Here is a 19,055-nt window from a genome sequence, read left to right on the forward strand (position 1 = left end):
TCCACTTTCAAGTTGGGTTGTCGAATGGTGTCATTCCCGATGTTTACCGTCGCGTCCGTAGGGGCAACGCCCGCCGCGGAAGTGCTGGGTATTCAACTCTCCGAGTCGCTTCTGACGTGGGGCGGTGCGCTCGTCATCGTCCTTCTCATCGCACTCTCGGGATTCTTCTCGTCCTCGGAGATTGCGATGTTCTCGCTGGCCAACCATCGCGTCGATGCGTTGGTCGAAGATAACATCCCCGGTGCGGACACGGTGGACGAACTCAAATCCGACCCCCATCGTCTGCTCGTCACGATTCTGGTCGGCAACAACATCGTCAACATTGCGATGTCCTCGATTGCCACTGGTGTCCTTGCGCTCCACCTCACGCAGGGACAGGCGGTGGCCGTGGCGACGTTCGGGATTACGGCACTCGTTTTGCTGTTCGGCGAGAGCGCGCCCAAGTCCTACGCGGTCGAAAACACCGAGTCGTGGGCGCTCCGCATCGCTCGCCCGCTGAAGTACTCCGAGTACACGCTCCTCCCGCTTGTCGTCCTGTTCGACTACCTGACGCGTGTCGTCAACAAGGTCACTGGCGGTCGGTCGGCCATCGAGACCTCGTACGTGACCCGCGACGAGATTCAGAACATGATAGAGACCGGCGAGCGCGAGGGCGTCATCGAGGAGGACGAGCGCGAGATGCTCCAGCGCATCTTCCGGTTCAACAACACTATCGCCAAGGAGGTCATGACTCCTCGACTCGACATGACCGCGGTGGCCAAGACCGCGACCATCGACGAGGCCATCGAGACGCTGGTCCAGAGCGGCCACGAGCGCGTCCCGGTCTACGAGGGAAGCCTCGACAACGTTATCGGCGTCATCCACATCCGCGATTTGGTCCGCGAACAGACCTACGGCGAGAACCCCGACCTCGAACTGGACGACGTGATTCAACCGACCCTCCACGTCCCCGAGAGCAAGAACGTGGACGAACTCCTCACCGAGATGCGCGAGAACCGGATGCAGATGGTCATCGTCATCGACGAGTTCGGGACCACCGAGGGCCTCGTGACGATGGAGGACATGGTGGAGGAAATCGTCGGCGACATCCTCGAAGGCGAGGAGGAAGAACCCGTCGAGTACGTGGACGACGATACGGTCATCGTCAAGGGCGAACTCAACATTGACGAGGTGAACGAGGTCCTCGACATCGACCTGCCGGAAGGCGAGGAGTTCGAGACGGTCGCCGGGTTCATCTTCAACCGCGCCGGCCGTCTCGTGGAAGAAGGCGAGACCATCACCTACGACGGCGTGCGCCTCCACGTCGAACAGGTCGAGAACACTCGCATCATGAAGGCCCGCGTGACGAAACTGGACGAGGAGGAACTGGCCGAGAGCGCGGGCGAGTCGGGTACGGAGTTAGAGGAAGGCGTCGAGACCGAAGGGTAGACCGGTAGCTACCAATTCCCGTCGTTCGAACGATTCCTAACCTCCAAACAACCTTTATAATTCCTTTAGAAATAATATTGTTTCTCTAAACCGTTTAGAGGTGTCCGTGTCCCATCGCCGACGGTCCGGTAGCCGAACAGTCCGACTACCCGACTATCTCGATGAGCGTGAACACGCCGTAGGCGATGCCAGTCGCCAGCACGAGCGACCCGAGCCACGCCAGCACGGTGTAGCCCATCTTCTTTCTGCTCACGCCGCCGCCCTCCGCGGCGTACCCGCTCCCCACGATTGCGCTCACGATGATTTCGTTGAACGAGACCGGGATGCCGAAGAAGACGGCGGTCTGGGCGATGGCGAACGAGGGGATGAGCGCGGCGATGGACCTGCGGGGGCCGAGCGCCGAGTAGTCCTGCGCGAGTGCTTTTATCATCCGCGGAGCGCCGGTCCACGACCCGGCCAGCAAGCCGATACCCCCGCCGACGAGGACGGGCACGAGCGGAATCTCGAAGGGGTCGAGCAAGGGGACCAGCGGGCCGATGGCGAGGCCGACCTGCGACCCGCCGGCCGAGAAGGCGACGAGGCTTCCCAGCGCGATGAGGAAGTGGCGCTGTCCGCCGGCCAAGTCCCGGCGCACGTCCCACGCCAGCAGTCCGGCGATGAAGACAGCGATGCCCAGCGAGACCACTATCCGTCCGGTCTCGAACCCGGCGAAGGCGGGGAGCGCCAGCGCCTCGCCAGCGGCTTCGGCGACCGACTGACTCACGTCCGGCGGCCCCAGCAGGACGAACTTGACGTTGGCGATGATGAGGCCGACGAGCGCGCCCAGCAGGGGAATGACGTTCTCCTCGGCGGTGCGCTCCGAGCGCAAGAGTTTCGCGGTGGTGTAGGCGATGGAACTCCCGACGAAGGGCGTCAGTACCCAGAGCGCCGAAATCTGCTGGTACTTCGCCCACGCCGGATCGCCGCCCAGCGCCAGTCCGACGCCGACGATGGCCCCGGTGACGGTGAACGCCGTGGCGATGGGATAGCCCGTGAACACGCCGATTGCGACCAACAGGGCGGCGACGATGAGTCCGGTCGTCGCCGCGATTGCTGTCAACTCGACGCCGACGATGAGTTCCTTGCCAACTGCTTCCGAGACGTTCGCGCCCTGCATCACCGCCCCGAGAAATCCGAGCAGACCGACGAAGAACCCGGCCCGCATCACCGAAATAGCGTTCGCGCCGACGGCGGGCGCGTAGGGCGTCGAACCCGAGGACCCCGCACCGATGGCCCACGCCATGAACAGACTGGCGATAGCTGCGATTACCAACGTCACGACACCAGTCCCGACCATAGCGGAACCTATCGCCGACGACAAAATAGTCTACCGGCTTCGTGCTGGCCGTTTTCCGGGGTTCGCTCGCGCCCGGTCAGGTCGTCTTCGAGTGTGGCTCCTCGGGTTCGCGGGGCGCTTCGACGCCCTCGGCGGCCTCGGCGGTGTCGGTGCGCTTCTCGGTGGCGACGTGCCAGCGATTCACCTCGTCCTCGTAGTCGGCGAGTTTCCGGCTCACTTGGTCCTTGAGGTCGTCGTCGTTGATGTTGACCTCGAAGACGAATTGCTCCTCGCCGTCTCCGCGGCCGACCTGCTGGACGTTGGCGCTGATGAGGTCGTTGTCGAAGTAGTAGGGCGCGAGCCGAGTCATCACTTTCTGGTACACCGTGTCCTCGACTTTTCGGAGCGCCTTCCGACTCGCCGAGTCCGCCGCGCGGGCGACGTAGCTCACCGAGTCCTGCCACTTGTCCAGCGCCTCGTCGGTCTCCTCGTCTTCCAACTTCTCGTAGGACTCGCTGATTTTCTCGCCCGCGGTTTTGAGGTCGTCGTCGGGTGCCTTGCCCTTCTGTTCGCCCTTGCCCTCGTCCACGGAGGCCTGCTCGGCCGTCTTCTCCGAAACGTCCTCGCCGAGTCGCTCGTGGTGTTTCGGTCGCCACTCCTCCCACTCCTCGTAGGCGTCGCCGGACGCTCCAGCCTCGCGGAGGGCCTCGGTGATGCGTTCGCCGTGTTCGACGATGTCGCCCCACGTGCCGCGGAGCTTGAAGCCCGAAACGCTCTCTTCCATTGATGAATCACCTAGTTCGGCTCCGATATACGCTTGTCGGGTGCTATTCGTTTTGCGGTTAGCGACCGTGTATCACTCGCGTTCCGTTCCATGCTTTTGGTTCACGCGGTAGTTGGTACCGATGAACAGTAAAACTTCGGCGGTCCGTCGGTCGGCGAGGTAACTCGACACCGCACCCGGTTCGGAGGGTTCGTTGGGGTCAAACTGGCGCGTTGGCCCGTGGGACTGACTCTCGGCCTCGCTGGTCATATTAAAAGATAAGCCCCCGCACGCCCCGAGTAGGGATAGACATGACCATTGAGGACCGCGGGGACGCCAAACTCCTCACGCACGCCTTGGCACAGGACACCCTCTCGAAACTCCGAGACGTAGAGACCGAGCAGGTCGGATTCCGGAAGGGCCTCGTCAAACTCGGCCGCATCTGCGGCTACGAAATCATCGACGGCGCGATGGAGACGGAGTACGTTTCCATCGAGACGCCGCTGACCGAGACGACCGGCCAGCGCGTCAAAGGACTGGACGACGTGGTAATCATCAACGTCCTCCGGGCCGCGACCCCCTTCGTGGAGGGCCTGCTCAAGGCCTTCCCCCGCGCCAAGCAGGGCGTCATCAGCGCTGGCAGAGACGAGGAGGCCGGTCGCGGCGAGGACGGGAGCTTCCCCATCACCATCGACTACGTGAAACTTCCCGAAATTCGAGAGAAAGACACGGTTATCGTGGCCGACCCCATGCTCGCCACCGGTTCGACCATGTGCGCGGTCCTCGATGAGGTGCTGGAGGAGCAATCCAATCCCGAAGACCTGTTCGTCCTCTCGGCGGTCAGCGCGCCCGAAGGCCTGCTCCGCGTCGGCGACGAGTTCGACGAGGCAGACCTGCTGACGGTCGCCATCGACGACGAACTCAACGACGAGGGCTTCATCGTGCCCGGCCTCGGCGACGCCGGCGACCGGGCGTTCCGGACCCAGTAACTCTCGCGTACCCCTTTAGAGTCTGAACACCCGCGACAACAGCGACCCGTCGCCCTTCTTCGCCATAATCACGGTTCCCTCCGCACGCTTCCCCACTTTCCGAGGAGTAGACCCGACCACGCGCCGCCGAATCGCGCCGGTCCGAGTCGCACCGAGGACCGTCACGTCTCGGGTCTGCGACGCAGTGACGATTTCGTCTGCGACCTCGCCCGACCGGAGTTCGGTCTCGACCGGCACGCCCGCGAGGTGGTCGGCGGTCTCGGCCAGTAAATCGCGCGCTGACGACTCGGCCTCCGCGCTCGGCGAATCCACTACTCGAAGCAAATCAACCCGAGCGTCGTTGCTGACTGCAATCGCCCGCGCCACCGACGCCGCGAGGTCGGCGTTTCGACTCCGAGCAACCGGCAGGAGGACCGCTTCGACGCCGTTTGCGAGCGCGCCGATTTTCTCGACCAGCACGTCGCAGTCGGCCCGGCGCACGATTCGGTCCACGTTGGTCCCCAGAATCGCGCTCTCGCGGGACCGGTCCTGCCATCCGACGACCAGTCCGTCGCACCCTCGCTCGCGGACCGCGTGGAGGACGCCCCGCGCTGGCGTCGAAGCCACGAATAGCCGGCCCGACACGGGCACGCCGGTACCGGAGGCGACTTCGATGGCCCGGTCGAGGACGGCCCGGCGCTCGCCGCCGAACTCGCGGGTGATAACCTCGTCGGTGAACAGCGCCAGCGGGGACTCTTGGGGCGTCACAATCACGCCGACCACGAAGACCGAGGCTCCTCGGTCGCGGGCCACGTCCACCGCGGTCCGGACCAACTGCTCGGCGTTGTCCGGGTTCCCGACCGCGACCGCGATGCAGGACTCCTCGGTCGCCATTAGCGATTACACACCGTCCGCGAGCAAAAGCGTTCGGCCGCCTCGGGCAGTAATCTTCGGTCGTCGGAGACCGGATTCGAGGACCCCCCGAAATCACACTCGCCGAACGAAGACAGAATTAAACAACCTACATATGGAAAAATATTCCCTAAATATAATTATATCTGTTCTAGATTCCTCCAATCTCGGCTCTCAAACAGTATCTCCCCGAACCCAGACCGACAACCAAAATCTATGTAGCCCCGCTACACATCCCGAACCATGACCGACGCCGAGGAGTCCGACCCCTGCGACGACTGCCGAAATCCCGTGTCGGACGCGCTGGCCCGCACGATTCGGTTGACCGTGGACCGCTCGCAAATCGACAGCCAGCGGCTCTGTCCCGAGTGCTTCGCCGACTGGATAGACCGCTACGAGGACGAGATGCAACCCGTGGACGACGGCCCGGAGGTCATCGACGACGGCGAGTCCGAAATCATCGTGGACTGACTCGAATCGTCACGGACTGAACCCCTCCGTCTCGACTGGAGAACGCCGGGCTTGCTGGCGATTATCCACACCATATCTGCTGACGAAGACGACCCCTATCGCGGTCAATAGTTCGGGGAGTCGGCCGTAGCGGTCCGTATCGGTCCGTATCGACCCGGACTCGACCCCCTCGTTTCGGGTACAAGAACGCAAGACGGCTCCGGGGTGTGGGCCGTGAGCATCGCTACCGAAGCCGACCTTTGTGTGCGAAAAGTGACCACGGGAGTCGTGTCGAGGCGGATAGTCGATTATTTCGTGGCGGGATTATTCAGGGAACTAGCTTCGGGCTTGAACGAAGCCGTCTACCGCCCCGCACAGCACCGCCCTCACGCCTCCCCAACCTCGTCGGCCGCGCGAGGCGGCCGACTCCACCGGCAGACAAACCGCGTCTGCCGAGCCTTCGTTCGCTTCGCTCACGAAGACCTCGCGCGCGAGGAACCGCGCGCGCCGGGAGGGTTATTCGTCTCCGTCGCCGTCTTCCTCGTCCGCTTCGTCGTCTTCGTCTGCCGACAGTCCTTCGTCGCCGCGTTCGAGAGCCTTCGGGGCGTCGTGGTGGTCCGAGTAGCCGTCGAACCAGCGTACGATGCGTTCCAGTCGGTCCACGACGTGTGCCGGTTCGCCGCTCCGGGAGAGTTCGTGGCCCTCGCGGGGGTACCGGACCAGTCGGGTCTCCACGTCGTTTTTCTTCAGCATCAGGTAGAGCATCTCGGCGTTGTTCACCGGGACGCGGTAGTCCTCGTCGGCGTGAATCAGGAGCGTCGGGGTCTCTACTTGGTCTGCGTAGGCGGTGGGCGACTGGTCCCAGAGGAATTCCGAATCCTCCCACGGCGTCGTGTCGAAGTCCCACTCGATGAGTTTGAACGCGTCAGTCGAACCGTAGAAGCTGTTGAGGTCGTAGACGCCGCGCTGGCTGACCGCGCCCTCGAACCGGTCGGTGTGGCCGACGACCCACGTGGTCATGTAGCCACCGTAACTCCCGCCCGTGACGAACATGCTGTCTTCGTCCACGTAGTCCCGACTCGCCACCTCGTCCACACCGGCCATGATGTCCTCGTAGGCGGGCGGTCCCCACTGGCCCTCGCGGAGTTCGGCCATGAACTCCTCGCCGTACCCGGTCGAACCGCGGGGATTCGACCAGAAGACGACGTAGCCCTGCGCCGCCAGCAGTTGGAACTCGTGCCACATCGTCCCGCTGGTGGTCCACATCGAGTGGGGTCCGCCGTGGATTTCGACCGCGAGGGGGTACTCGCCGTCCGTGCCTCGCGGCCCATCGCCGCTCGACTGTTCCGCGGCGTTCCACGCCGCGCCATCGAAGTCCGGCGGGGTCAGCACCCAGCCCTGAATCTCGTCGCCCGAATCGTTCTCGAACCGGATTTCCTCCGGCTGACAGACTGCTCGGTCGTCCAGATAGTCGCTGTTGAGTCGGGTGAGTCGCCGACTCTCGGCACCGCCGAGCGTCGAGACGAACACGTCGCCGGGGTGGTCCCACTCCGACCGGGTGAACGCGATGGCGTCGTCGCCGACCGACATGCCATCGACCTGCCCGTCGCCGACCACGCGCTCGGGGTCGTCGCTGGCATCGCCCGGCGCTCGCCAGACCGCGTACTCGCCCTCGTCGGGCGTCACGAAGTAGAGGAGGTCCTCGTCGGGACCCCACTGGAAGGAAATATCGACGCTGAGCGTTCGGTCGAGCGATTCTGTCGGCGTCACGACTTCGCCAGTCTCGCGGTCCAAGACCTCGATTTCGGTCTGGCGGAGCGTGGCGTTCTCCTCGGGGGTGTAGGCGTAGGCCAGTCGCCCGTCGCTCGTCGCCGCCATGCTGGCGGCCCATCCGGTGGTTTGGGTGACGACTTCGGTCTCCTCATCGGCGTCGAGGTCGTACTCGGCGATGTCGATGACGATGTTGTCGTCGGGGTCGCCGGTCCGGCGCGCGCTGTAGTAGAGCGTCGAATCGTCGGCCCACTCGGGTTCGGCGTGGTCGTAGTCGCCGTCGGTGAGTCTCTCGATTTCGGCGTCGTCTCCCTCCAAATCCGCGACGTAGACGTGCGAGCGCCGCCCGTCGAAGTACTGCTGGTCCGCCCGGTAGACCATCCGGTCGATGACTCTCGGGTCGGGGTCTTCTGGTTCGTACTCGTCGCCGTCGAGGCCGAGGTCACGCTCCTGTTGGCGGTCCTCGTCGGTGACCTGCTGGGCGAAGGCTATCTTGGTCCCGTCGGGCGACCACGCGATTTGGGAGACGCCGCCCACCACGTCGGTCACTTGCCGGGCCTCGCCGCCGTCGGTCGGCATGACCCACAACTGGGGTCGGTCGTCGTCCGCGCCGCGAGTGCTGACGAACGCCAGTCGGTCGCCGCTCGGACTCCACCGGGGTTGGCTATCGACGCCCTCGGCGACGGTGAACTGCCGGGGTTTGTCGCCGCCGACCGGGACGACGTAGATGACCTCCTCGTACTCGTCGTCGGACTTGGGGACTTTCCTGACGAAGGCAACCTCGTCGCCGTCCGGCGAGATTCGGGGCTCTTCGACCTGCGCGATGTCGTGATAATCGCTCGCACGAACCGTTTCCATACGGTTCGACTACGAACGAACGCTCAATATTATTCCGATTCGAAACTACGCTATCCGGCGGCTCACCACGTACTGCCGATGTAGCGGTTGAACATGGTGAAGTCGCCCCTCGACTTGATGTTGATGTACGAGGGCATCCCGTCGAAGTTGAAGTGGTCCTGACCACCGTCTTGCGTGTAACTGATAGCGTACTGGTCACCGACCTCGTCGTTCTGTTCGGTGGTTCCGTCGCCGCCCCACGAGACGTTTCCGGTCGCGTCGAACTGCGTTCTGGACCGTTCTCCGGTGTTCGAGTAAAGATCCTCGCCGTCGCTACTTATCTTGACGCCGTTCACATCGGAGTAGCCTTCCCAGCCCCACAGGTCAACGTTCACTTCGGCACCCGGACCGGCGGCCAACTCGAAGGAGTTTAACTGCCCCGTGAAACTGTACGTGTCGGTTCCGTTCTGGACCGTCCCGAGCGCGTCGCCGCTCGGCGTGTTGAGTTGGTCGCCGCTTTCGAGGTCCCCCTCGCCTTGGAGGTCCTTGTCGAAGTACGGCGTCCGGAACGTCGTCAACTCGAACGTGTACGTTACTTCCACGCCGTTCGTCTCGGTGATCGACATGTATCGGCGGTCGGCGGCGCTCGCGTTATCGACGGCGGCATTTGCGAGGACGCTACCGGCGACGGCCGTGGTTCCGAACTGCTTGAGAACGTCTCGTCTGCTACGATTTCTTTCACTAGTCACATAACAAAATAATTACTCCATACGTATAGTATTTATTTCAGTATAATTAGATAAGTTACATTACGGTGGAGCCAGAAACAGCCGAGTTCGACCTCGGCTTCGAACCTCAGTCGAACACCACGGGCGCGTCGTCCTCGAATCGGAAGGCGGCGCGTTTGCCCCGCTCGACCGGCGTACTCCGGCCCTGCATCACCACCTCCAGTTCGAGGTCGTCGCCGGTCTCGACCACGTAGTTGGTCTGGTCGCCTTGGAAATACCGCTCCACGATGTCGCCCTCGAAGGTGTTACCGTTGCTTCCGGCACTTGTGCCACTCGCGCCGTTTACAAGCGAGAGGTCCTCGGGGCGGAGCGAGACTGTCACGTCGCCTTCCCCGATGCTGTTCTTCGGTGAGAACTGGATACCGTCCCGACCGCCGACCTCCACGACGGTCCGGCCGTTCTCGGCACGCGCTTGACCGTCCAGCAGATTCGTGTCGCCGATGAAGTCCGCCACGAAGGGACTCGCCGGGTTCCGGTAAATCTCCTCGGGCGCTCCGACTTGCTCCAGTTTCCCCTCGTTCATCACCGCGAGGCGGTCCGAGAGGGTCATGGCAACCTCTTGGTCGTGAGTCACGTAGAAGAACGCCCCTTGGGTCTTCTCGTGAATCTTGCGCAGTTCGACCTGCATCTGCTTGCGGAGTTTCCGGTCGAGCGAGGACAGCGGTTCGTCCAGCAAGAGGACGCTCGGTTCGTTGACCAGCGCCCGTGCCAGCGCCACCCGCTGTTGCTGGCCGCCCGAGAGTTCGGTCGGGTCGCGGTCCTCGTAGCCGCCCAAGTCCACGAGTTCGAGGTAGCGCTCGACTTTCTGCTGGCGGTACTCCGACTCCGACTGGCCGTCTGGAATCTCGTCGTCGTCGATGCCGATTTTCTTCAGTCCGTAGGCAACGTTGTCGCCGACGCTCATGTGCGGGAACAGCGAGAGGTGCTGAAACACCAGATTCGTGTCCCGGTCGTCCGGCGGCACGCCCTGCATGTTCCGGCCGTCGATAACCACGTCACCGTCAGTCGGCGTCTCGAACCCGCTAATCATCCTCAGCGTCGTCGTCTTTCCGCATCCCGATGGCCCGACCAGCGAGAAGAACTCTCCTCGTTCGATGCGGAAGTCGATGCCGTCTACTGCGGTCACGTCCCCGAACTCTTTCCGCACGTCGTCTAGCCGTATCAGTTCCCCGTCCACACCCATACCGCATGGTACTGCATCACAATATAAAACCCCTCGGGGCCGTTCAATCGGACGACCCAAGCGACTAACTCTCCCTTAGACATATCTACAGTTGTCTTTAGATGTTGTAATTATTTCCCTCGCGGGCGGGTCCTCGTCGGCTCCTCCGCCATATAGTTGGATTTTTGACCCTTTGGTTGAGCGGTCGCACGCGCCGCATTCGCCTAATTTCGTCGGGCAGAGTTGGCAAAAGACACGAACGTTTATGATTGATTATCTCGACTCTCGATGTGGTGGGGGACACCAAATGACACGAAACTCGGACGGCAGTCGCACCGAAACGAGCGGAAACTCCCGTCGGACCTTCCTCAAGGCCGGCGGCGCGGCGGGGGCCGCCAGCCTCGTCGGTCTGACGGGCTACGTCGGCGAAGTCACGGCCCAGAACCCGACGCTGAACGTCCTGACGTGGGAGGAGTACGGCGACGAGCAACTTCTGGGTCCGATTCAGGACGAGACCGGCGTCAATCTCAAAATCACGAAGTCCACGTCGTCGGCCAAGATGTTCTCGTCGTGGAACGCGGGACAGTATCAGCAGTACGACATTGCGATTCCGAACAACAACTACGTCCCGAAGATGATGAACGCCGACCTGTTGGCCCCGGTCAACGAGGACGTAGTGACCAACCAGAGCAACATCTACGACACCTTCCAAGGCTTCGCCGACAGCCAGTTCACCAAGAACGGCCAGCGCTACGGCGTCCCGATTCGGTTCGGTTGGTACGGTTACTCCTACGACTCGCGGGAGATTCCCGAACACGAACCGACCTACGAAATCCTGTTCGGCGACGAGTTCGAGGGGGTAGACCTCAGCGGCGAAATCATCATGTACGACAACCACTTCAAGGCGATGAGTGGTGCGGCGCTCCACCTCGGGATGCGCGACGCTTTCGAGGGCCAGCGGGTGACGCTCTCTGAGGACCAGATTCAGGAGGTCAAGCAGACGATGATAGACCAGAAACCCCTGCTTCAGGGGTACATCGCCGCCGACCCGACCTACATCAAGTCCTTCCGGCAGGGCAACTTCCTCGTCGGTCAGTCGGGGCGGAACGAAATCGTGGAGATGTGGGACAACGGCGACGATTGGCCCGAGATGGCCGTGCCCAAAGAGGGCGCGCTGGCGTGGTTTGAGTCCGCCGTCGTCTCGAAGGCCTCCAGCAACAAGGAGAAAGCGTGGGAGGTCATCAACGAGTACATCTCGCCCAAGCGGGGCGCGACGCTGGCGAAAGTCGGCTACTCGCCCAGCGTCAACCCGGCGACCCAAGAGTTCCTGACCGACGAGCAAAACGAACTCTACGGCGCGGTTGACCCCGCGAAACTGGAGAGCTTTATCCCATTCAAAGCGGTCGAAAACGAGCGCTCGTGGATAGAGGCTTGGGAAGAAATCAAGGTCGCGTAAGCCGTGGCTACCGAAACGTCCGAGCGCAGTCGGTCTGCGCGCGAGCGGTTCGTCGGCGCGTTCACCTCGCGGGCGAGCAGGCTGGGGATAACCACCGGTCCGGCGCTGATTTGGTTGTTCCTCCTCCTGCTCACGCCCCTGACTTTCATGGTCGCGGTGAGTTTCACCAGCGTCGATACGTTCACGTACCAGATTATCTGGGAACCGACGCTGGAGAACTACGATAGCCTGTTCGCCGGGCAGGGACCGTTCTGGCAGACCGCGTTCTTCCAGTCGCTGGCGCTGTCGTACTTCATCGCGGCGGTGACGACGGTGCTGTGTCTGGTGCTGGCGTTTCCGCTGGCGTACCTGCTGGCACGCCGAGGAGGAACCACCTTTAAGGTCGTCATCTTCCTCGTGCTGTTGCCGTTCTTCACGATGTACCTCGTGCGGGCCTACTCGTGGTTCCTGATGTTCGGCCCGAGCGGCGTCATCAACAGCACGCTGATGCGACTGGGTATCGTCAACGGTCCGCTCAACCTGTTCAACTACGGGGTGCCGGCCATCATCATCGGGTTGACTCACGCCTACTTCCCGTACATGCTGTTGTCGCTGTACGCCAGCCTCGACGGACTGGACTTCTCGCTCACCGAAGCGGCCCGTGACCTCGGAGCGAGTCGGACCGAGACGCTGAAAGACATCATCCTGCCGCTGGTCCTGCCGGGCATCATCAGCGGGAGTCTGTTCGTGTTCGTGCCGAGTCTGGGCGCGTTCATCACGCCCCGATTCCTCGGGCAGGGGAAGGTACTCATGATAGGCCAACTCATCGAGGAGCGAATCAACTCGCTGTACGCCATCGGCTACGGGAGCGCCGCGTCGATGTTCATCGTCCTGAGCATCGTCATCGCGTTCGCGGTGGCGTTCAGATACGTCAGCATCGAAGACCTCGGAGGTGTCTGAGATGGCGACAGAGACCGGCGAGACCGAATCCGGAACCGGCACCGTGACCGAACGCGGGACGGGAACCCGCGTCCTCGACCACGAGACCAAAGAGTGGTTGCTCAGCAGAGGTTTCTACGTCGTCGCGGGCGCGCTGTTGGTGTTCCTGTGGATTCCGCTCGCGGTGATGGTTATCCTCTCGTTCGCGGTCAACGCCAGCACGTTCTTCCCCTTCCGGGGGTTCACGCTGGCCCACTACACCGCGACGTTCGCCGACGGCGCGCTGATGACCTCGCTGTGGCACAGCGTCCAAGTCGCTACCATCGCGGCGAGCGTCGCCACGGTGCTGGGCGTGCTGTCGAGCTTTGCACTGGCCCGGTTTTCCTTCCCGTTCAAGGAACTCTACCGCACCTTCGGCATCCTCCCGATGGTGATTCCGGGGGTCGTGCTGGGCATCGCCCTGCTCATCTACTTCCGGACGCTCCTGCCCCAGTTGTTCGGTATCCAAATCGTGCCGGGATTCTGGACCGTCGTCCTCACTCACAGCGTCTACGGCTACCCCTTCGTCTTGCTCATCGTGACCTCCCGTCTCTACACCTTCGACGAGTCGCTGGAGGAGGCCGCGCGTGACCTCGGGGCCGACCCGTTGACGGTGTTCCGAGACATCACGATGCCCATCGTCGCGCCAGCCATCGGCGCTGGTTTCCTGTTCGCGTGGATTCGGTCGTTCGAGGACTTCATCCGTGCGTTCTTCGTCCGCGGGACGATGGACGTGCTGACGACCTCGATGTTCTCGATGATAAAGTACGGGACCGCGCCGAAGATGAACGCCATTTCGTCGTTTATCGTCTTCGTCATCGCCATCGTCCTCGCGGTGGCGATGAACGTCGGCAACGTCTCGGGGATGGTCGCCGGAACGGAGGGCAACGACGAGGAGTAGCGACCACTGCATATCGTTCTTTTCTGGGACCCGAAAGAAAGATTCTCAATCGTCAAGCATTTCTAGAGAATTCTAAGGAAATCAGCATTGTTTGCTTGGAGGACGGTCCGGTTCGGAGAGATGCTGGCGGTAATTCGCTAGTTCTCGCCTTTCGCAACGTCTCGGATTCGGTCTGTGGTTGTCCTCACGTGTGGCTTTCGTCGTCTACTCCGAAACTTGTCGGGTCGGTCCATAAGAGACGGTTTTACCTACCCCAATCAGAGCAGTCCCATCGCGCCAAACAGCAAATCCCCGTAGGTCAGCGCAATCACGGTCCCGACGAACAGCGGTACGACGAACGGGATGCCCGGCGAAATCCACACCTCGTCTTTCTCGGCCAGCACGTCCAGTCCGTCGCGCAGGCCCTCCGGCGTCGTGCCGTAGGCCCCGTGGTCGATGTCGTCCAAGAAGGCCGCCGCGCCCCACGGGTCGTCTTCGGGGGCGTCGGCCTCCGAAATCGTCTCTACCGTTCCGCCGTCGGCTTGCACTTCGACGGTCGAACCGTCACCCGGCGGGTTCGGGTCGGTGGGCAGAGTGGCGGGATTTCGGAATCGGTCGGCCTCCTCGCGCAGTTCGGCCAGCGTCAGACCGCGCCACCGGAGGTACATCCGGAGGGCGTCCAAGTCCACGCCGTTGCGGGTCACGCCCTCAGGTGTCTCCAGCAGTCGGCCGTGTTCGTCGGGCACCGCGTCCCACTGGACGGGTTTACCGACGAACATAACCGAGGAGAACCGTCCGGTAGCCGCGTTTCGGAGCAGAACTCCCAGTGGGTAGAGCGCGCCCAGAAGCACGGTGTTCGTCAGGATGGTCAGCGAGAACACGCCAACCGCGGTCTGTTGGTGGGGGAGCGCCCAGTTCAGGGCCTCGTAGGTCGGATACGTCGGAAACAGTGCGGCCACGACCAGAAACGCCTTCGCGTCCGCACCGCCGAACGCTCGGAACCACCAGAACGCGATGACCAGCGGGCCGACGAACCCGAGGCTAACCGCGGTCCGGATGGCGAACGCGCGGGTCTCGTAGGGCGTGCCGGTCCACGCCTGCCAGCCCTCGACTGCCAGCAGGACCACCGCCAGCACGGTGAGGGGGTACCACGTCTGGTTCGGGACCCGGCGGGTCTTCACGTCGCGCCACGCGGCCCAGCCGAATACGGGGACGACGAGCAGTCTGAGGAGGTCGGGTATCGAGGCGTCGATGGGTGTAGCCACGGCGAGTAGTTCTCCGTGAGCGAGGTTTGTTCCGGCTTTCTATATAAATGTAGGAGGAGACTCGCAAGGAAGTTCGGTCATAGACGGCAAGCTATTTTAACTATGTAGTCGAGAAACGATATATAGTGTAAATGGCGGCGAGAGCGACGTGACCAGCATTCGGACGACGACTCCGAGGAGACGGTCGTCGATTTTGTTTACGGAGCGAACGAGGACATCCTTGACCGACAAAAAGAGCAATCCCGAGACTTGAACCAAAAATCTGCCCATCTGATTCGTCTTTTGGGCGTCATTTTGAGCGTATACTCCGGTGCGTTCCTTGTCGTTGCGAAGCAGAGTCTCAGTCCGACTTCTAGTGTCGATTTTGGCTTCTTTATCAACGAATACGTCGTTTCGAGCATCCTTTTTTTAGCGGCGGGGTTTCTCTATGCAGTGCTAGCGTACCACAAGACCGAAATTGCGAGCGGGCCAAGTGCTCGGTACCTCCGTGACGAACTTGATGCCGAAGATACCGAAGAAGCGAAAAGAGTTGTAAATCGAAAAGTTCCCAATTGGGTCTCGAACAACGAGACGGAGATTGAGAAAGACCACACGAGACTTTTCAACTGCAAGATGTGTATATTCTTTAGTCTCGGGTATCTTCTGGTCGGAACTGCCTTCGTCGGACCCATCGCCAACCTCGGTTTGTTAGGGCACGTCGGTGGACTAGTTGGGACTTCGCTGGCGACCTACGTGGTGTATGATTTCGTCCGCGGTCGGGCCTCTGAGTCCTCCTCGTGACCTAAGAGTACACTAAACATTTATATCGCTGGATGTCGAAATATTTCGATACCCTATGGCCGCGACTGAACAACCGACGCCGGAGACAGAGGACGCTCACGTCCAATCGAACGGCGTCCGCGAATGGAACGCTCCATCACTCTATCGGTTTATCAAGCGGCTACTCGACTGATTTCGTCGAACTTCTCGCTCGTTAGTTATAGATCGAGTAGCTTTCGCTGGAGAGTTCGCCGTGTCGTAATGTAGCTAGTAGCTACTACCGAAACTGTCGTCGTAAAAAATCGAGGTCCGAGAGCGCGCTTAAATGACGCGGTTCTGGAGGTAGTCGAGGTGCTTGGCGTTGTAGACGATTTTGACCTCGTCCGTCGCCGCGCTACCGATACAGGTCAGGCGGACGTTCTTGTCCTCGACCTCCTCGTCGCTGAGGATTTGCTGCATGTCCATGTCGATTTCGCCCTCTTTGACGATGGCGGCGCAGTTCGCACAGGCACCGGCGCGGCACGAGAAGGGCCAGTCGTAGCCCTGCGCCTCGGCGGCTTCGAGGATGTATTCGCCTTCGGCGACGTCGAGACTGCCGTAATCCTCGTCACCGAGGCCGGCGTCTTCGGCCTTCTCGAACAGGTCGTCGTCGTCCATGTCCCAGCCCTGATCGTCCAGTACTTCGTAGTTGAGGTATTCTACGGTAGGCATCACCCGGAGGTTCGGCCGCGACATGGTTAGTAGTTATTGTTTCACCCCGAGCGGCCCCAATCTTACTGATAAATCGGGAAGAACTCGAACAGGAGAAACGAGGCCACCGCGGAGATACTCGGCGTCAGAATCCAGAGCATGATGACGCGACCGGTCGAGGCCGGGTCGAACAGGTCCTTGGTCTGGAGTTCGTCGGGGTCCTCCTCGCCGATTTTCTGCACCTCGTCGTCGGGTTCTGCCGTCAGCGCGTCCACCGACATCTTCGACTCGCCTTTGCTTGCGTCTCTCTGTTCGTCCTCTCCTCGGACTGCGGCGGCCGCGGCGTCCCGGACTCTGACGGCCCGAGTCGCCCGGCCCCACCCGAGACCGATGATACACATCGTCGCGCTGACCGCGAGACTCGCGGGGATACCCAGCACCGACAGGAAGGTGATGAGCGACGCCGAGACCACCTCGACGATGAGCGCCGCCAACAGCGGCAGGTCGGTGAGGTCGTTGCCCACCGTGTCGAGGGTCCGGCGCGCGATGGTGAACGCTCCGAGTCCGATTGCACCCGCGGCGAGGAGGATGCCCTGATTGATTCCCAACTCGCCACTTCCCACGAGCGGAGCGACGGCGTTCGCCACGTTGCTCGCGCCCGCCGAGAAAGCCATGTAACAGGCGATGACGACGACGAGGACACTGCTGACCAACTCCCGGCGGTTGGTCGTCGCGCTCGGGACCGGGTAGGGAATCGAGGCCACGCGGTTGTACTCGAATAACGGTCCGTCCGACCGGTCGATGCGGAACCACACGTCCAGATAGGGGTAGAGATACCGACCGATGACCGCGCAGACCCAGAAGGCGACGATGGGCGCGACCAGCCACCACGAGACGATTTGGCCCATCACGCCCCAGTCGATGTCGCCCGCCGCGACGCCGAGGCCGGCGATGGCTCCCACCGCAGTCATGGATGTCGAGGCGGGGACGCCGAACAGGTTCGAGACCAGCAGGGCTAAGCCGACGAAGAACAGGACCCCGACGCTCGCGGGGAGCGTGAACAGCACCGAGGGCACGATTTTACCGCCCATCGTCTCCACGACGTTCCGGCCGACCGTCCAACCGCCCAACAGCGCGAAACTCGCCATCAGCGCGGCCGCACCCAGTTTCGACAGGACGCCACTTCCGACCGCAGGACCGAACGCGACACCGGTAGACGACCCACCGATGTTGAAACCGACGAAGACCGCTACTGCGAGACCAACGAGTAGGAGTACGCTAATCACAGTATCTACAACACACGAAACCCGTTTAAATGGGGCGGTTCACACGGTGCGCTCGGCGTGTCCTCGCCTCGGTATCGCCGGTGGAGAAATAAATATATGCCTTTAGAACAATCTTTAATTGCTATTAGAATTAAAAACGTTTCTTAGAATCGGTCACTATCGCTCTCACCCGATGGGCGCGTATCGGAAGACCAGATACGCGGCTACCGTCGCAATTCCGGGCACGAGATTCTGGAGGAGGATGACTCGCGCCGTCGTCGCGGGTTGGTAGAGTTCGCCCGCGGCGGGTGCGCCATCGGGTTCGACCATCCGAGACGAGTCCTCGGTTTCGACGGCACCGCCCACGCTCGACGCAGGGACTGCCGGAGCGTCGGGGACCGAATCCGCCACCGTCGCTCGACCCCAACCGAGGCCGACGACGCTCATCGTGGCGATGACGACGAAACTCGCCGGGATGCTGAGCGCCGACAGCGCGGTCACGATGGTCGAACTCACGGTAGCGACCACGAGCGCGGCGACCAGCGGAAGGTCGGTCAAATCGTTGCCCACGGTGTCGAGGGTCCGGCGCGCGATAGTGAACGCTCCCAACGCGGTCGCTCCCGACGCCAGCAGGATACCCTGATTCATCGAAATCGCACCGTTACCGACCAGCGGAGCAACGGCGTTCGCCACGTTGCTCGTCCCCGCCGAAAAGGCCATGTAACAGCCGATACCGACCACGAGCGCGGTGCCGCCGAACTCCCGCTGGGTCGTGTTTGGACCGAGTTCTGGCCGGGGGACTGCACCGGACCGGTCGAGTTCGAGCAAGGGGCCCTCGGTCTGGTCGATGGCGATGCGCTCGGCGAGGTCGTCGTACCAGTACCGGCCTATCATCCCGCTCGTCCAGAAGCCGACGATGGGCGCGACCAGCCACCAACCGACGATTTCCACGACTGCCTCGGTATTGAGCCGGCCGAGCGCGAGGCCGAGTCCGATGATGGCTCCGACCGCGGTCATCGACGTGGAGGCGGGCACGCCGAAGACGTTCCCGAGAAATAGCGCGAGACCGATGAACAGCAGGACGAAGATAGTGACTTCCATCGTGAAGGGGTCGCCCGCGACGAGTCCCTGCTGGAGGGTGTCCACGACTCGCCGCCCGAGGGTCCACCCGCCCAGCAAGAAGAAGACGCTCATCAGCGCGGCCGCGCCGAGTTTCGAGACGGTTCCGCTTCCGACCGCCGGACCGAACGCGACACCGGTGTTCGACCCGCCGATGTTGAAGCCGACGAAGATGGCGACGGCGATGCCGACGACGAGGAGCAGACTGGTCACGAGACGTACATCGGCGGAAACCGATTTAAATGGTACCGTCACTCGGTAGCCCGGTTCG

18 protein-coding genes are annotated in these 19,055 nt (G+C 62.2%); 7 read left to right on the top strand and 11 right to left on the bottom strand.

Annotated features, from left to right (window positions below; translation table 11 throughout):
• The first annotated feature begins 24 nt into the window (after positions 1-24).
• Positions 25-1,428 (top strand): hemolysin family protein, encoded by a 1,404-nt coding sequence (locus tag P2T57_RS12780; protein WP_420028499.1) that lies wholly within the window; start codon positions 25-27, stop codon positions 1,426-1,428.
• Positions 1,429-1,573: 145 nt separating this feature from the next.
• Here P2T57_RS12780 and P2T57_RS12785 read toward each other — a convergent pair whose 3' ends face one another.
• The 3 genes from P2T57_RS12785 to P2T57_RS12795 all read right to left on the bottom strand — a co-directional run bounded on the left by P2T57_RS12785 (position 1,574) and on the right by P2T57_RS12795 (position 3,776).
• Positions 1,574-2,764, bottom strand: a complete 1,191-nt coding sequence (locus P2T57_RS12785) for an inorganic phosphate transporter (protein ID WP_276299598.1) — start codon at positions 2,762-2,764, stop codon at positions 1,574-1,576.
• A gap of 76 nt (positions 2,765-2,840) precedes the next feature.
• Complete coding sequence (locus tag P2T57_RS12790; protein WP_276299599.1) at positions 2,841-3,527, bottom strand: DUF5828 family protein; 687 nt, start codon at positions 3,525-3,527, stop codon at positions 2,841-2,843.
• 72 nt (positions 3,528-3,599) lie between these two features.
• Complete coding sequence (locus tag P2T57_RS12795) at positions 3,600-3,776, bottom strand: hypothetical protein (RefSeq protein ID WP_276299600.1); 177 nt, start codon at positions 3,774-3,776, stop codon at positions 3,600-3,602.
• Between the two features lie 41 nt (positions 3,777-3,817).
• Here P2T57_RS12795 and upp point away from each other — a divergent pair, with 41 nt between their 5' ends.
• Positions 3,818-4,495 (top strand): uracil phosphoribosyltransferase, encoded by a 678-nt coding sequence (gene upp / locus P2T57_RS12800; RefSeq protein WP_276299601.1) that lies wholly within the window; start codon positions 3,818-3,820, stop codon positions 4,493-4,495.
• A gap of 15 nt (positions 4,496-4,510) precedes the next feature.
• Here the strand turns inward: upp and P2T57_RS12805 are convergent, their stop codons facing one another.
• The gene (locus P2T57_RS12805; RefSeq protein WP_276299602.1) at positions 4,511-5,368 is read right to left on the bottom strand and encodes a universal stress protein; all 858 of its coding nucleotides are present in this window, start codon (positions 5,366-5,368) and stop codon (positions 4,511-4,513) included.
• Positions 5,369-5,629: 261 nt separating this feature from the next.
• Between P2T57_RS12805 and P2T57_RS12810 the strand changes: the two genes are divergently transcribed.
• Positions 5,630-5,857: a DUF7569 family protein gene (locus P2T57_RS12810; protein WP_276299603.1), complete on the top strand. Its 228-nt coding sequence runs from the start codon at positions 5,630-5,632 to the stop codon at positions 5,855-5,857.
• Between the two features lie 495 nt (positions 5,858-6,352).
• Here the strand turns inward: P2T57_RS12810 and P2T57_RS12815 are convergent, their stop codons facing one another.
• From P2T57_RS12815 to P2T57_RS12825, 3 genes are all read right to left on the bottom strand, one after another.
• On the bottom strand, positions 6,353-8,464 hold the full coding sequence (locus P2T57_RS12815; RefSeq protein WP_276299604.1) for a S9 family peptidase: 2,112 nt from the start codon (positions 8,462-8,464) through the stop codon (positions 6,353-6,355).
• A 62-nt stretch (positions 8,465-8,526) separates the two neighbouring features.
• Positions 8,527-9,192 carry a hypothetical protein gene (locus P2T57_RS12820; protein ID WP_276299605.1) on the bottom strand — a complete coding sequence of 222 codons (666 nt, stop codon included), beginning with the start codon at positions 9,190-9,192 and terminating at the stop codon, positions 8,527-8,529.
• 106 nt (positions 9,193-9,298) lie between these two features.
• A complete protein-coding gene (locus P2T57_RS12825; RefSeq protein WP_276299606.1) occupies positions 9,299-10,414 on the bottom strand; it encodes an ABC transporter ATP-binding protein in 1,116 nt (371 codons plus the stop codon).
• A 286-nt stretch (positions 10,415-10,700) separates the two neighbouring features.
• Here P2T57_RS12825 and P2T57_RS12830 point away from each other — a divergent pair, with 286 nt between their 5' ends.
• Genes P2T57_RS12830 through P2T57_RS12840 form a run of 3 tightly spaced genes read left to right on the top strand, consistent with a single transcriptional unit; the run spans position 10,701 to position 13,707 of the window.
• On the top strand, positions 10,701-11,849 hold the full coding sequence (locus P2T57_RS12830; protein ID WP_276299607.1) for an ABC transporter substrate-binding protein: 1,149 nt from the start codon (positions 10,701-10,703) through the stop codon (positions 11,847-11,849).
• Positions 11,850-11,852: 3 nt separating this feature from the next.
• Positions 11,853-12,788 (top strand): ABC transporter permease, encoded by a 936-nt coding sequence (locus P2T57_RS12835; protein WP_276299608.1) that lies wholly within the window; start codon positions 11,853-11,855, stop codon positions 12,786-12,788.
• 1 nt (position 12,789) lies between these two features.
• Positions 12,790-13,707 carry an ABC transporter permease gene (locus P2T57_RS12840; RefSeq protein ID WP_276299609.1) on the top strand — a complete coding sequence of 306 codons (918 nt, stop codon included), beginning with the start codon at positions 12,790-12,792 and terminating at the stop codon, positions 13,705-13,707.
• Positions 13,708-13,964: 257 nt separating this feature from the next.
• Here the strand turns inward: P2T57_RS12840 and P2T57_RS12845 are convergent, their stop codons facing one another.
• On the bottom strand, positions 13,965-14,951 hold the full coding sequence (locus P2T57_RS12845; RefSeq protein WP_420028500.1) for an A24 family peptidase: 987 nt from the start codon (positions 14,949-14,951) through the stop codon (positions 13,965-13,967).
• A 294-nt stretch (positions 14,952-15,245) separates the two neighbouring features.
• Between P2T57_RS12845 and P2T57_RS12850 the strand changes: the two genes are divergently transcribed.
• Positions 15,246-15,731, top strand: a complete 486-nt coding sequence (locus P2T57_RS12850; protein ID WP_276299610.1) for a hypothetical protein — start codon at positions 15,246-15,248, stop codon at positions 15,729-15,731.
• Positions 15,732-16,031: 300 nt separating this feature from the next.
• On the opposite strand, the gene fer is transcribed toward P2T57_RS12850, so the two are convergent.
• From fer to P2T57_RS12865, 3 genes are all read right to left on the bottom strand, one after another.
• Entirely contained in the window at positions 16,032-16,421 is a 390-nt protein-coding gene (gene fer, locus P2T57_RS12855) for a ferredoxin Fer (protein ID WP_276299611.1), read from the bottom strand.
• 62 nt (positions 16,422-16,483) lie between these two features.
• Positions 16,484-17,686 carry an inorganic phosphate transporter gene (locus P2T57_RS12860; RefSeq protein WP_276299612.1) on the bottom strand — a complete coding sequence of 401 codons (1,203 nt, stop codon included), beginning with the start codon at positions 17,684-17,686 and terminating at the stop codon, positions 16,484-16,486.
• 165 nt (positions 17,687-17,851) lie between these two features.
• Positions 17,852-18,997, bottom strand: coding sequence for an inorganic phosphate transporter (locus P2T57_RS12865; protein ID WP_276302110.1), 1,146 nt, complete (start codon positions 18,995-18,997; stop codon positions 17,852-17,854).
• Between the last annotated feature and the right edge of the window lie 58 nt (positions 18,998-19,055).

Origin of the sequence: Halorussus lipolyticus (assembly GCF_029338375.1) — an archaeon.
In the GTDB taxonomy this organism is placed as follows: domain Archaea; phylum Halobacteriota; class Halobacteria; order Halobacteriales; family Haladaptataceae; genus Halorussus; species Halorussus lipolyticus.

Coding starts and splice junctions, on each gene's coding strand:
- fer (WP_276299611.1), bottom strand. CDS start 16,421: ATGCCTACCGTAGAATACCTCAACTACGAAGTACTGGACGATCAGGGC.
- P2T57_RS12780 (WP_420028499.1), top strand. CDS start 25: ATGGTGTCATTCCCGATGTTTACCGTCGCGTCCGTAGGGGCAACGCCC.
- P2T57_RS12825 (WP_276299606.1), bottom strand. CDS start 10,414: ATGGGTGTGGACGGGGAACTGATACGGCTAGACGACGTGCGGAAAGAG.
- P2T57_RS12810 (WP_276299603.1), top strand. CDS start 5,630: ATGACCGACGCCGAGGAGTCCGACCCCTGCGACGACTGCCGAAATCCC.
- upp (WP_276299601.1), top strand. CDS start 3,818: ATGACCATTGAGGACCGCGGGGACGCCAAACTCCTCACGCACGCCTTG.
- P2T57_RS12790 (WP_276299599.1), bottom strand. CDS start 3,527: ATGGAAGAGAGCGTTTCGGGCTTCAAGCTCCGCGGCACGTGGGGCGAC.
- P2T57_RS12795 (WP_276299600.1), bottom strand. CDS start 3,776: ATGACCAGCGAGGCCGAGAGTCAGTCCCACGGGCCAACGCGCCAGTTT.
- P2T57_RS12785 (WP_276299598.1), bottom strand. CDS start 2,764: ATGGTCGGGACTGGTGTCGTGACGTTGGTAATCGCAGCTATCGCCAGT.
- P2T57_RS12830 (WP_276299607.1), top strand. CDS start 10,701: ATGACACGAAACTCGGACGGCAGTCGCACCGAAACGAGCGGAAACTCC.
- P2T57_RS12805 (WP_276299602.1), bottom strand. CDS start 5,368: ATGGCGACCGAGGAGTCCTGCATCGCGGTCGCGGTCGGGAACCCGGAC.
- P2T57_RS12840 (WP_276299609.1), top strand. CDS start 12,790: ATGGCGACAGAGACCGGCGAGACCGAATCCGGAACCGGCACCGTGACC.
- P2T57_RS12815 (WP_276299604.1), bottom strand. CDS start 8,464: ATGGAAACGGTTCGTGCGAGCGATTATCACGACATCGCGCAGGTCGAA.